General features: G+C 58.8%; 15 protein-coding genes. 13 read left to right on the top strand and 2 right to left on the bottom strand.

The annotated features are described in order from the left end of the window. Positions 1–45: 45 nt before the first annotated feature. Complete coding sequence (locus BUA42_RS09815) at positions 46–672, bottom strand: TetR/AcrR family transcriptional regulator (protein WP_072777579.1); 627 nt, start codon at positions 670–672, stop codon at positions 46–48. Positions 673–975: 303 nt separating this feature from the next. After that, complete coding sequence (locus BUA42_RS09810; protein ID WP_072777578.1) at positions 976–1,986, bottom strand: ribose-phosphate pyrophosphokinase; 1,011 nt, start codon at positions 1,984–1,986, stop codon at positions 976–978. A gap of 103 nt (positions 1,987–2,089) precedes the next feature. Between BUA42_RS09810 and BUA42_RS09805 the strand changes: the two genes are divergently transcribed. The 13 genes from BUA42_RS09805 to pnp all read left to right on the top strand — a co-directional run bounded on the left by BUA42_RS09805 (position 2,090) and on the right by pnp (position 11,811). Beyond that, complete coding sequence (locus BUA42_RS09805) at positions 2,090–2,689, top strand: 2-hydroxychromene-2-carboxylate isomerase (protein ID WP_072777577.1); 600 nt, start codon at positions 2,090–2,092, stop codon at positions 2,687–2,689. Positions 2,690–2,694: 5 nt separating this feature from the next. Further along, positions 2,695–3,525: an alpha/beta fold hydrolase gene (locus BUA42_RS09800; protein WP_084066187.1), complete on the top strand. Its 831-nt coding sequence runs from the start codon at positions 2,695–2,697 to the stop codon at positions 3,523–3,525. Between the two features lie 34 nt (positions 3,526–3,559). Then, positions 3,560–4,483: a thioredoxin family protein gene (locus BUA42_RS09795; RefSeq protein WP_072777576.1), complete on the top strand. Its 924-nt coding sequence runs from the start codon at positions 3,560–3,562 to the stop codon at positions 4,481–4,483. A 27-nt stretch (positions 4,484–4,510) separates the two neighbouring features. Continuing rightward, positions 4,511–5,155, top strand: a complete 645-nt coding sequence (locus tag BUA42_RS09790; protein ID WP_072777575.1) for an LON peptidase substrate-binding domain-containing protein — start codon at positions 4,511–4,513, stop codon at positions 5,153–5,155. Continuing rightward, positions 5,152–5,334 carry a Trm112 family protein gene (locus tag BUA42_RS09785; RefSeq protein ID WP_072777574.1) on the top strand — a complete coding sequence of 61 codons (183 nt, stop codon included), beginning with the start codon at positions 5,152–5,154 and terminating at the stop codon, positions 5,332–5,334. The genes BUA42_RS09790 and BUA42_RS09785 overlap by 4 nt, the downstream gene beginning before the upstream one ends. Before the next feature lie 74 nt (positions 5,335–5,408). Beyond that, positions 5,409–6,317 (top strand): tRNA pseudouridine(55) synthase TruB, encoded by a 909-nt coding sequence (truB, locus tag BUA42_RS09780; protein WP_072777573.1) that lies wholly within the window; start codon positions 5,409–5,411, stop codon positions 6,315–6,317. Between the two features lie 41 nt (positions 6,318–6,358). After that, positions 6,359–6,865 (top strand): DUF1643 domain-containing protein, encoded by a 507-nt coding sequence (locus BUA42_RS09775; RefSeq protein ID WP_072777572.1) that lies wholly within the window; start codon positions 6,359–6,361, stop codon positions 6,863–6,865. 106 nt (positions 6,866–6,971) lie between these two features. Next, the gene (locus BUA42_RS09770; RefSeq protein WP_072777571.1) at positions 6,972–7,403 is read left to right on the top strand and encodes a hypothetical protein; all 432 of its coding nucleotides are present in this window, start codon (positions 6,972–6,974) and stop codon (positions 7,401–7,403) included. A gap of 137 nt (positions 7,404–7,540) precedes the next feature. Continuing rightward, a complete protein-coding gene (gene rpsO / locus BUA42_RS09765) occupies positions 7,541–7,810 on the top strand; it encodes a 30S ribosomal protein S15 (RefSeq protein WP_072777570.1) in 270 nt (89 codons plus the stop codon). 130 nt (positions 7,811–7,940) lie between these two features. Next, entirely contained in the window at positions 7,941–8,309 is a 369-nt protein-coding gene (locus tag BUA42_RS09760) for a hypothetical protein (RefSeq protein WP_072778380.1), read from the top strand. Then, positions 8,306–8,872, top strand: coding sequence for a TetR/AcrR family transcriptional regulator (locus tag BUA42_RS09755; RefSeq protein ID WP_072777569.1), 567 nt, complete (start codon positions 8,306–8,308; stop codon positions 8,870–8,872). The genes BUA42_RS09760 and BUA42_RS09755 overlap by 4 nt, the downstream gene beginning before the upstream one ends. After that, complete coding sequence (locus BUA42_RS09750; RefSeq protein WP_072777568.1) at positions 8,869–9,537, top strand: L-2-amino-thiazoline-4-carboxylic acid hydrolase; 669 nt, start codon at positions 8,869–8,871, stop codon at positions 9,535–9,537. Before BUA42_RS09755 ends, BUA42_RS09750 begins: the two co-directional genes overlap by 4 nt. 129 nt (positions 9,538–9,666) lie before the next feature. Beyond that, a complete protein-coding gene (gene pnp, locus BUA42_RS09745) occupies positions 9,667–11,811 on the top strand; it encodes a polyribonucleotide nucleotidyltransferase (protein WP_072778378.1) in 2,145 nt (714 codons plus the stop codon). Positions 11,812–11,903 lie beyond the last annotated feature (92 nt).

Raw genomic sequence — 11,903 nt, 5'->3', positions numbered from 1 at the left:
GAAACAGGTCACCCGCGACACCACTCGGTTAGGGTGCCGATGACGTCATGGATCAGCGAGGACGAGTTGGCGCACCTGCAGCATGATCTCTGTGTGGCATTCGAGCGCGGTGGCACCCTGGAAAATTGCTGCGCGGATGCCCCAAGTGTAGATCGCCCAGATCGATCGGGCGGTATGGTGCGGGTCGAGCGAAGATCGGAATTCCCCAGAGCCGCTTCCATTTGACACGATCTTCGCAATCACGGCTTTGAACCCGGAACGGACAGTCTGGTTGTCGAGTTCCGTCTCGCTTGGCCAGACCCATGAATATGACTGCATGACGGCCAGCAGTCGCGTATCCTCGGTGTCGCCGTCGATCCATGAGAACAAGGTGCGTTCCAACTGTTTGAGCGCTGAGTCCTCTTCTGCAGCGACGTTCAGCGTGTCGTCATATTGGAGCGCGTTGGTCTGCCGGATGATTTCGTAGAGCAGCCCCGGTTTGCCACCGAAGTACACGTTGATCATTCCGTGGGTGACGCCCGCCTCGCGGGCAATTTCAGTAACCGTGACGGAATCGTAGTCATGTTCGGCAAAAAGGTTTTTTGCAGCGTCGAGAAGACGCGCGCGCGTTTCTTCGCGGCGGATATCTTTGGCAGTTCTGCGAACCGGCCGATTTGACGCTTCTGTAGTCACACGATCTGCATAGCAATGGACCAGATTCAGTCAATGACCATGTTATTTACAATGTTATTGACTTAAATACTAACATTGATAATAACATTGAGAGCGGGAGAGTTGGGTTGCATCTCTGTCTTGCTCACAAGCTTCCGGTCTGCAGCCGACCTCACGGAACCCCCCGAAACCGGTTGTGGATCGGAAGCGCCTGAAACACGCAATCAACAACAGGCGACCACATCGTGGTCACCTGTTGTTTGCGGTTTTCTAATTTAGTTTGAATTGCGAAGCGCGGCGGAGGGACCCACCTGCGCAGGGGCTTTACAGAATACCCTCGTAGATCGGCCCGAGTGTGTCCGTCTCGAAAAGGGATGACACGGACGTGCCATTCCAGATGTTCAGGATCGCCTGCGCGAACATCGGCGCGGTCGGGACGATCCGGATGTTCTTGGCCTCCGCCACCGGGCCCGTGGCCTGAATGCTGTCAGTGATGACCAAGGATTTCATGACCGATTTGGTGATCCGATCCACCGCCGGCCCGCTTAGGACGCCATGGGTGATGTAGGAATGAACCTCGGTCGCGCCATGCTCCATCAGCACTTCGGCGGCTTTGCAGAGCGTTCCTGCTGTGTCGCAGATGTCGTCGACGATGATACATTTCTTGCCAGTCACATCGCCGATCACGGTCATCTCTGCCACCTCGCCCGGCTTCTCGCGGCGCTTGTCGACAATGGACAGCGGCGCGTTGATCCGTTTCGCCAACTCGCGGGCCCGGGCCACACCCCCGACATCAGGCGACACCACCATGACGTCTTTCACGCCGTCCTTGAACTGGTGCAGAATGTCGAGCGCGAAGATCGGCGAGGCGTAGAGGTTGTCCACGGGAATGTCGAAGAAACCCTGGATCTGCGCCGCGTGCAGGTCCATTGTCAGAACCCGTTCAATGCCCGCCTCGACGATCATGTTGGCGACCAGTTTTGCGCTGATCGGCGTGCGCGCTTTGGACCGACGATCCTGGCGTGCATAGCCGAAATAGGGGATGACCGCCGTGATCCGCGAAGCCGAGGACCGGCGTAGCGCATCCGACATGATGAGCAGTTCCATCAGGTTGTCGTTCGCCGGATTCGAGGTTGGCTGGATGATGAACATATCCTCGCCGCGAACATTCTCGAACACCTCGACAAAGACTTCCTGATCGTTGAACCGCTCGACCCGCGCATCCACCAAGCCGACGTTCATTCCGCGATACATCGACATCCGCCGGGCGATCCCTTTCGCAAGAGGCATGTTGGCGTTGCCCGAAATGAGCTTGGGTTCGACGATGGATGGCATGAAAGGGGCTCCGTGGCAGTCGGATATGACAGATTCGTGACGTTGCGCTCGCCTTAGCATGCGCCTACCGTCGCGCAAAGCGAACACGCGGGGAGGACGCCGAATGGCCCACATTGATTACTTTTTCTCAACACTGTCGCCATACGCCTACCTTGCCGGGACCCGCATGGAAGAGGTGGCGGCAAAGCACGGCGCGACGATCACGTACAAGCCGCTTGACGTTGTTGCCTTGTTCGGACGCACCGGTGGCACACCGCCCAAGGAACGGCATCCAAGCCGCATGGAACTGCGTGCGCAGGAATTGACGCGTCAATCGAAGAAGCTTGGGATGCCGTTGAACCTGCAGCCTGCGTTCTGGCCGACCAATGGCGCGCCGTCGTCCTACGCCATCATTGCCGCGCAGAACGCGGGAGGCGGCGACCTTGGCAAGCTGACGCATGGCTTCTTGCGCGCCGTTTGGGCCGAAGAAAAGGACATCTCGCAAGATGACATCGTCCGCGCGACGCTGGAAGACGCAGGCTTCGATCCGGCTCTGGCCGACAGCGGATTATTGGCTGGGGCCGAAACCTACGCCGCCAACCTCGAAGAAGCCGTGTCGCGGGGGGTTTTCGGCGCGCCGTTCTATATCACCGACACTGACGAGCGGTTTTGGGGGCAGGACCGGATCGCGGATCTGGATCTCTACCTCTCCGGCAAGCTTTGACGCACTTGGTCGACAAAGGCGGCTTTCCGGTCTTTTTGCGTCGCTTCGGCGAAGGGCCGGAACCGGCGGTTCTTATGCATTGCGCGTTGGCGCATTCGAAAGCGTGGGGGCGATTGGCGCAGCTCTTGTCCGATAGGCTCACGATGGTTGCCCCGGATATGCCGGGGCATGGTCGCAGCGCAGCGTGGGACAACCGTTGCGACATTCACGATCAGGTCACCGCGATTGCCAAAGACTGTCTTGGCGACGGCGCGCATCTGATCGGGCACAGTTTTGGTGCGACCGTCGCACTGCGCGTTGCAATGGAAGAACCCGACCGGGTGCGGAGCGTGACGCTTATCGAACCGGTACTCTTCGCCGCCGCGCGAAACAGTGAGCCCGCCGCGCTGAAAACGTACATAGTGGAAGAAGCAGGTTTCAGCACCGCGCTACAAACCGAGGATTGGGACACGGCCGCGCAGGAATTCACGCGCGTTTGGGGCGACGGGCGTGCATGGGACAGTTTGAGCGAGAAGGAACGCGCGGCCTTCGCAAACCAGATGCATTTCATCCGGGATACAGAGGCCATACTCCTTCACGATAGTGCAGGCCTTCTGAAACCAGATGGACTGGAAAACATCACCTGTCCGACCTGTCTGATCCGAGGAAGCGAGACGAACCCGATCATCCCTGCCATCCATGCGGCCCTTGCCGCGCGCATTCCGAAGGCAACCGACGCTGTCATTCAAGGGGCCGGGCACATGGTGCCGATCACCCATCCAGAGGCGGTTGCGGCGCGAATAGACGCTCTGCTTGCCGGCTACCACTTGCAACGCAGTGTGCGCTGCGCCATCTAAGCCCCAACGCAATCGGAACGCTTAGGAGACAGCAATGATCGAACTCGGACAAGGCCCGGCAGACACCGATCTGATCAAAGACGTCTCGGAGCAGGGCTTCATGGCAGACGTCGTCGAAGCCAGCATGCAAACGCCGGTGATTGTCGATTTCTGGGCACCTTGGTGCGGCCCGTGCAAGACGCTTGGTCCTCAACTCGAGGCGGCGGTGAAAGAGGTGCGCGGCGCGGTCAAGATGGCGAAGGTCAATGTCGATGAGGCACAGGGCCTTGTGCAGGCATTGGCGCAGCAGGGTTTGCCGATCCAGTCGATCCCTACGGTGGTGGCATTCGTGCAGGGACGTCCCATCGACATGTTCCAAGGGGCGCAGCCAGCCTCCGAAATCAAGGCCTTTGTTGACCGCGTCGTCAAAGCAGCGGGCGGAGACGCCAGCGGCGGTCTGGACGATGCCGTGGCGGCGGCGGAAGAGATGCTCGAAACGGGCGCGGCTGTCGATGCGGCTCAGACCTTTGCGGCGATCCTGCAGGAAGACCCGAACCACGCAGGCGCCTATGGGGGTCTTGTTCGGGCGCATATCGCCATGGGCGAATTGGAACAGGCCGAAGCAATCCTCAACGGCGCGCCTGCAGAGATCTCGGGCAGTGCCGAAATCGAGGCCGCCCACGCGCAACTCGAACTCGCCAAGCAAGCCGCGAATTCCGGCCCGGTCGCCGAACTCGAGGCGGAAGTGGAGGCAAACCCGGACAATCATCAGGCGCGTTTCGATCTTGCTCAGGCGCTCTACGCAGCCGGTAACGGCCAGGCCGCCGTCGATCATTTGCTGGAGCTTTTCCGCCGGGATCGGGAATGGAATGACGGCGCCGCGAAAGCACAGTTGATGACGGTTTTCGACGCCCTTAAGCCGAACGATCCGGTTGCCCTTAACGGGCGTCGTAAATTGAGTTCGATGATATTTGCCTGACGGGTCGTTGGGGCTACGTCTGTGGGCATGACACGCGTCTCTGACCTTCCGGGTTCCATCCCCGTGTTTCCGTTGCCCGGGGCGCTTTTGCTGCCTCGTGCACGCTTGCCCTTGCACCTTTTCGAGCCGCGCTACCTTCAGATGCTTGAAGACGCCCTGAAAACGCCGGCGCGCATGATCGGGATGGTGCAGCCGAACGCCCATCCCAAAGGTGACAGCAACGCGCTTCACCGCATCGGCTGTGCGGGACGCGTGACGCAATTCTCGGAAACCGAAGATGGCCGCTATATGGTAACGCTAAGCGGTATTTCGCGATTCCGCTTGGGCGATGAGGTCGACGGCTTCACACCCTACCGGAAGTTCGAAGTGAACTGGGATGGGTTCGAGCGTGACCAGGGTGGACCCGAGCACGACCGTGGGTTCAACCGAGCCGGTTTTCTGGAACTGCTAGACCGATACTTCTCAGCGCGGGACCTGTCAGCCGATTGGGCCACGCTCAAGGATGCCGATGATGAGTTGCTGATCAATTCGCTGTCTATGCTTCTGGATTTCGAACCAGAAGAAAAGCAGGCGCTGTTGGAAGCACCGTCCTTGTCGACGCGTCGCGAAACACTGGTGACCTTGATCGAATACGCTCTGCGCGGCGGTCAATCGGAAGACATCCTCCAATGACGACCGATCCCGGTTTCGACCGCAAGATGCTTGAAGCTCTGGTGTGTCCGCAGACGCAGGGACGTCTGGAATACGATGCAGCGAAGCAGGAACTGATCAGCCACGCGGCGCATCTGGCTTTTCCGATCCGGGACGGTATCCCGGTGATGCTCATCGACGAAGCGCGCGAAATCGACTGATCTGCCTTCTTCGAATTGACAGGCTGAAATGCCTGCGTTACCCCGCCGGTCTTCCAATCCGGCAGGCACTTCACATGGCGCGAAAACGTAGAGGACGTGATATCTCTGGCTGGCTGGTTGTGGATAAGCCGGCAGGCATCACGTCGACGGCGGTGGTCAACAAGGTGCGCTGGGCCTTGGACGCGAAGAAGGCAGGGCACGCGGGGACACTGGACCCCGACGCAACCGGTGTTCTGGCCGTCGCGCTTGGAGAAGCCACGAAAACAGTGCCTTACATCACCGATGCGCTAAAGGCGTACGAGTTTTCCGTGCGTCTGGGACAGGCAACCAACACCGATGACGCCGAAGGGGAGATAATCCAGACCTCTGACCTGCGCCCGTCCGATGACGACATCAAAGAGGCGCTGCATCGGTTCGTGGGCGAGATCGATCAGGTTCCGCCGAAGTTCTCTGCAGTCAAGGTCGATGGCGAACGCGCTTACAAACTTGCCCGCGACGGGGAAGATGTAACGCTGTCGGCGCGGCCCCTATGGGTCGAAGAGCTGACGCTGCTGGACCGTCCCGATGCTGACCACGCGGTACTGCAAATGATCTGCGGCAAGGGGGGATATGTGCGGTCCATCGCGCGCGACCTTGGAAACCTGCTTGGGTGTTACGGACACGTGGCCTGGCTCAGGCGCACATGGTCCGGACCGTTCGAAGCGAAAGACGGAATAAGCCTTGAGCAGATTGACAGGTTGGCGCGCACTCCGGATTTGGACACGTACGTGCAACCCATTGCAGTCGGGCTCACGGAGTTGCCGGAGCTGACCTGCACACCCGAGGCAGCGGCACGTTTGCGGAACGGCAATCCGGCGATGGTTGTCGCCTCCGGCGTCGAATATGGTGATGAATGCTGGGTGTCGCTCAATGGAGAGCCGGTCGCGGTCGGACAGTACAAAGCTGGCGAGGTGCATCCGACACGGGTTTTCGTCACGCCTTGACGACGTTGCCCAACAGTTTGAGCGACCGATTGGTCTTCAGAATGCACGCATCCGAGGGCTGCGTCTCGCGTGTGTGGTATTCACCATGTGATGCGTATCGCTATGGTCTGTCGCGCGTTTGGGACAAGCGCCTGCCGTCCGTTCTCTTCGTGATGCTGAATCCGTCCACGGCAGATGAGCACCGCAATGACCCCACCGTGGCCAGATGTGAAATCCGGGCGCGGCGGATGGGATACGGCGCAATGATGGTTGCGAATATCTTTGCATTTCGTGCGACCAAGCCGGCTGACCTGAAGTTGGCAGAGGATCCGGTTGGCGCAGACAATGATGCGGTGCTCCGATCATGGGTAGATGCAGCAGACCTGACAGTGGCAGCTTGGGGAGCGCATGGTGCGCATCGGGATCGCGCTACGGAAGTGGCGCGCAGTCTTCCCGAAAACGCGTGTCATTTGGGGCTGACCAAGCACGGACATCCCCGCCATCCGCTGTATGTCTCCTTTGAAACCAACCCGACGGTATGGCCAAGAGAAACGCGCAGTCCTGAGTGAGGGGCTTTGATCGTGACAAGTTTATCTTTTTTGCGGCCTGGCTAACGCACGCGAAAACACGCCGTTTACCTCTGCAGACTAGAGCTTGACGCAATCGCTCACGATTATGGTTGTTATGCTGTTCTTCTCGATCTGTCTTCTGGCGCTGCTTGGTCTCTCTCTCACGACCTTTGCCGAACCGCGTCGGACGACATCTGTGAAACCCTCGCCTTATGCGCATCCGCCGGTCGATTGGCCGGACGTCCCGGTCCACGCCTTGGGCCTGTTTCGACGCGAAGGGCGCATCAACCAGCCATTGCCAGAGGACAGGCCGATCCGTCGGCCTGTCCAGCGGTTCCAAAACTTTGACGAGACGCAGTCTTACGTTCTCAACCTTGTCGATCCGAAAAGGGCGACGCCGCCCCTCATCGCGTTACAATTGTCTGAGGTCGAAGGGCCGGAGTGGACGGATGTCATGTTAGATGGCCGCATCGTAGCGCATGTCGCAACGCATGCTCTGACTGCGCGCGATGAACCACGGATGCGCCGCGCGGGCTAGCCCACTACGGGGGCTTTCCAAACCAAGGATTATCGCCTATACGCCCGCATCCGCCAACGCGCGGAGATTCTCCATGGGCCCTGCTGGACGACATCCCGGCTTGTGCCATTCACACAAACCTTCGAAAGGAGACCCCGATGTCGATCACTGCCGAAGAAAAAAACCGTCTGATCAAGGAATTCGCAACGAAAGAGGGCGACACAGGCTCTCCTGAAGTTCAGGTTGCGATCCTGACAAGCCGGATTTCCACACTGACCGAGCACTTCAAGACGCACAAGAAAGACAATCATTCGCGTCGTGGTCTGCTCAAGCTTGTTGCGCAGCGCCGTAAGCTTCTGGACTACACCAAAGGCAAAGACGAAGCGCGCTATCAGGACCTGATCCAGCGTCTGGGCATCCGCCGCTGATCAAATAGAGTTAGTATCTCTGAAAAGGGGCCGGTTCGGGCCCCTTTTTTTGTGGAAACGCAAAAACATACCAAAAAGTATTGATGGTTCTCGCAAAACATACAATAAGGTATGGGAAATGGAGTTTGGCATGATGTGGTTTTCACTTGCGGCAGCATTAAGCGCGGTCTGGCTTGGCGTTCATCTGGTTCTTGGCGGAAAGGATATCGCGGCCCCGCTGCTTCGTGCCGACGGATTGGTGCCGGTGGTGCGTGACACGCAATACCTGTGCTGGCACTTCACAAGCTGCGCAATCGCCGCGATGGCCGTCGGTTTTGCTTACGCGGCTTGGTCCGGTGATATCGCTTTGGCTTGGGGTGTGACCTTGCTTGCGGCAGCGTTTGCCGTGACCGGGATTGGCTTGGTCATCCGGATTGGCCAAAGCCATCGCAAACTCCCGCAGGGCTGGCTCTTCGTTCCTGTGGCGACGTTCGGCGCAATCGGGCTTTTCCAGGTATGAAACGCCGACGTTTCACCAAGGAAGACTGGTTGGTCCATGCCCTATCGAAGTTATCGGAGCTGGGGCCAGAAGCGCTGAAACTGGACGCGATCTGCGAAAGTGCCGCACGCACGAAGGGCTCGTTCTACCACCATTTCGAAGATCATCCCGCGTTCCTTTCGGCACTGGTCGAATACTGGATCGAGGCGCAGACAGAAGCACTTATCGATGCCATTCCCAATGATCTTGATCCGGAAGAAAAAGACCGCTTGCTTACCGAGATGGCAATGGATGTGGATTACCGACTTGAGCTTGGAATTCGTGAATTGGCGCGCCGTGACAGTGATTTGGCGCGACGCGTGGCAGACGCCGACCGGCGCAGGCTGGCCTTCCTAAGCGACATCTATTCTGAGCGCTACAACATTCCGGAAAACGACGCAGAGTTCGCAGCGCGGATCGAATACGCCGCCTATATCGGGACGATCCTGACCGAACCGGAGATGGACAAGGACGCGCAGCGCGAACTGGCGCACCGGTTTCAGACGGTGATGAAATGCTATTTCGAGGCGCGCAAGAAAGCATGAAATCGCTTGTCGAGAAGCTCTGGGTCTCAGCGTACCTAAGGCAAATCGCCAGGGTCGGCGGAACGAGACTTGGCCACGCGGACCTGCACCGCGAACAAGCTCGCTATGAAGCAAGAGGCCTCTCGTGGGGCAGGGATGAGGGCTTCGCCAAAACGCTGGCGACGACGGTGCTCGCGTCAGCCAGCGCATTGGAAAACGAATATGGTTGCGACCGCGCCGAAGCTGTTGCCGTTGTACAGAAAGCTCTGCGCGCGGTTGGGCGAAGACTGACGTATGGCATGACTCGTGCATGGCTCTGGTCCCGTCGCGATCCGTTCGGCGACCTCGAAAAGGTCTCACCGCTCGATTGGATGCGTCGCATGTGGGGCAACGCGCTGAAGGCGGAACAACACTGCAGTGAGGGCAGGATCGAACTGACCGTCACTGACTGTGCCTTCCGCGACTACTTCTGGCAGGCCGGTCGCAGCGACCTGACCCCTGTCCTGTGCAGCTTCGACGCCATGTGGCACGACGTAATCAATCACGCGAAGCGAGGAATGATAGCGGACCAAATGGCGGCAATGGGTGAGGGTGCTCGCACCTGCCGTTTCACCTATAGTCGTGTGCTTCAAATGGCTGAGAGCGCACACGGTAAACCGCTTTCCAATCAACGCAATCTCCTGTAAGGCGCACTCATCTGAGACGTGACGCTTCGACCCCGGCGCATGACATGGATGAAGGGGTCGGCGGCAATGGGGCCGCCATTCAAACGGGAGACCCGGAGGGCCGGGAGCGCTCCCTTACAGGAAACGATGATGTTTAATACAGTGACGAAAAGCATGCAGTGGGGCGAAGAAACGCTCACACTGGAAACGGGCAAGGTTGCCCGTCAGGCCGATGGCAGCGTGATTGCGACCCTCGGTGAAACTTCGGTCATGGCCAACGTGACGTTTGCCAAGAAGCCGAAGCCGGGTCAGGATTTCTTTCCGCTGACCGTCCACTATCAAGAAAAGTACTACGCGGCTGGCAAAGTCCCGGGTGGTTTTTTCAAGCGCGAGGCGCGTCCGACCGAGAAGGAAACGCTGACAGCGCGCCTGATCGACCGTCCGATCCGCCCGCTGTTTGTGCCAGGCTTCAAGCACGAAGTCCTCGTGATGTGCACCGTGCTGAGCCATGATCTGGTCAATGACCCCGACGTTGTTGCGATGATTGCCGCCTCCGCTGCCCTGACAATTTCTGGCGCGCCGTTCATGGGGCCGATTGCGTGCTGCCGTGTGGGTTATTCCGATGGCGAGTATATCCTGAACCCAGAAGTTGAGGATATGGACCAGCTGCGAAACAACCCGGATCAGCGTCTGGACCTTGTTGTCGCTGGCACCAAAGATGCCGTGATGATGGTCGAATCCGAAGCCTATGAGCTGACAGAAGACGAAATGCTGGGCGCTGTGACGTTCGCGCATGAGCAAATCCAGCCGGTGATCGACCTGATCATCGATCTGGCAGAAGACGCGGCGAAAGAGCCGTTCGACTTCCAGCCGCCGGATTATTCCGAGCTGTACGACGCCGTGAAAACCGCAGGCGAGGACAAGATCCGCGCCGCTTATGCGATCACCGATAAGCAGGAACGTACGACGGCCCTGTCCGACGCCAAGGCAGCCATCGTTGAGGCCCTGACAGAAGAGCAGCAAGAAGACCCGAACCTCGGGTCGGCGATGAAAAAGCTCGAAGCGTCCATCCTGCGCGGTGATGTCGTCAAGACAGGCAAGCGGATCGACGGTCGTGCGCTGGACGAAGTCCGCGACATCGTGTGCGAGACAGGCCTTCTGCCGCGGACACACGGCTCTGCGCTCTTCACCCGTGGTGAAACGCAAGGTCTGGTTGTTACCACGCTGGGCACCGGCGACGATGAGCAGATCATCGACGCGTTGCATGGCAACTATCGGTCAAACTTCCTGCTGCACTATAACTTCCCACCCTATTCGGTGGGCGAAGCGGGTCGCGTGGGCCCTCCCGGACGTCGTGAAATCGGCCACGGCAAGCTCGCATGGCGCGCGTTGCAGGCGGTTCTGCCAGCGGCAACGGACTTCCCGTACACCGTGCGCGTCGTGTCCGAGATCACGGAATCCAACGGCTCGTCTTCGATGGCGTCGGTCTGTGGTGGCTCTTTGTCCATGATGGACGCGGGCGTTCCGCTTAAATCTGCGGTTGCAGGTGTTGCGATGGGCTTGATCCTTGAAGAAGACGGCTCATACGCGGTTCTGACCGACATCCTGGGCGACGAAGATCACCTTGGTGACATGGACTTCAAAGTGGCGGGTACCGAAAACGGCATCACGTCGTTGCAGATGGACATCAAGGTCGCGGGCATCACGCCAGAGATCATGAAGAAAGCCCTCGCTCAAGCGAAAGAAGGCCGGATGCATATTCTGGGCGAGATGAACAAGGCCCTGACCGGGGCGCAGGAATTCTCCGTCCACGCACCGCGCATCGAGACGATGCAAATCCCGACCGACAAGATCCGTGAAGTGATCGGTTCGGGCGGTAAGGTCATTCGCGAGATCGTGGAAGTGTCCGGTGCCAAGGTCGACATCAACGACGACGGCATCATCAAGATCGCCAGCCCGAACGGCGAAGCCATCCAGAAGGCCTATGACATGATCCATTCGATCGTGGCAGAGCCGGAAGAAGGCCAGATCTACAAGGGCAAGGTCGTGAAGATCGTCGACTTCGGCGCCTTCGTGAACTTCTTCGGCAAGCGTGACGGTCTGGTGCACGTGTCCCAGATCGAAAACCGCCGCCTGAACCATCCGTCGGATGTGCTGAAGGAAGGTCAGGAAGTGTTCGTGAAGCTTCTGGGCTTCGACGACCGTGGCAAGGTCCGCCTTGCGATGAAGATGGTCGATCAGGACACCGGCGAAGAGTTGGCTCCAGAACCGAAGAAGAAGGAAGATGCAGAGTAATCTCGCGTCCTTTATCTTCGAGACAGAAAGGTGTCCCTGCGGGGCACCTTTTTTTGTTTGAGGGTCAAGCTACCTCGTCTTGTATGCGAAGA

The organism is Marivita hallyeonensis (assembly GCF_900129875.1).
Lineage (GTDB): Bacteria > Pseudomonadota > Alphaproteobacteria > Rhodobacterales > Rhodobacteraceae > Marivita > Marivita hallyeonensis.
Note: the sequence above shows the minus strand (reverse complement) of the source record. Positions and strands in the feature narration are given on the sequence as shown.

What these genes read in the sequence shown, in the direction of transcription:
- BUA42_RS09810 (WP_072777578.1), bottom strand. Translation starts at nt 1,986, where the DNA reads ATGCCATCCATCGTCGAACCCAAGCTCATTTCGGGCAACGCCAACATG.
- BUA42_RS09805 (WP_072777577.1), top strand. Translation starts at nt 2,090, where the DNA reads ATGGCCCACATTGATTACTTTTTCTCAACACTGTCGCCATACGCCTAC.
- BUA42_RS09795 (WP_072777576.1), top strand. Translation starts at nt 3,560, where the DNA reads ATGATCGAACTCGGACAAGGCCCGGCAGACACCGATCTGATCAAAGAC.
- BUA42_RS09790 (WP_072777575.1), top strand. Translation starts at nt 4,511, where the DNA reads ATGACACGCGTCTCTGACCTTCCGGGTTCCATCCCCGTGTTTCCGTTG.
- BUA42_RS09785 (WP_072777574.1), top strand. Translation starts at nt 5,152, where the DNA reads ATGACGACCGATCCCGGTTTCGACCGCAAGATGCTTGAAGCTCTGGTG.
- truB (WP_072777573.1), top strand. Translation starts at nt 5,409, where the DNA reads ATGGCGCGAAAACGTAGAGGACGTGATATCTCTGGCTGGCTGGTTGTG.
- BUA42_RS09775 (WP_072777572.1), top strand. Translation starts at nt 6,359, where the DNA reads ATGCACGCATCCGAGGGCTGCGTCTCGCGTGTGTGGTATTCACCATGT.
- BUA42_RS09770 (WP_072777571.1), top strand. Translation starts at nt 6,972, where the DNA reads ATGGTTGTTATGCTGTTCTTCTCGATCTGTCTTCTGGCGCTGCTTGGT.
- rpsO (WP_072777570.1), top strand. Translation starts at nt 7,541, where the DNA reads ATGTCGATCACTGCCGAAGAAAAAAACCGTCTGATCAAGGAATTCGCA.
- BUA42_RS09760 (WP_072778380.1), top strand. Translation starts at nt 7,941, where the DNA reads ATGATGTGGTTTTCACTTGCGGCAGCATTAAGCGCGGTCTGGCTTGGC.
- BUA42_RS09755 (WP_072777569.1), top strand. Translation starts at nt 8,306, where the DNA reads ATGAAACGCCGACGTTTCACCAAGGAAGACTGGTTGGTCCATGCCCTA.
- BUA42_RS09750 (WP_072777568.1), top strand. Translation starts at nt 8,869, where the DNA reads ATGAAATCGCTTGTCGAGAAGCTCTGGGTCTCAGCGTACCTAAGGCAA.
- pnp (WP_072778378.1), top strand. Translation starts at nt 9,667, where the DNA reads ATGTTTAATACAGTGACGAAAAGCATGCAGTGGGGCGAAGAAACGCTC.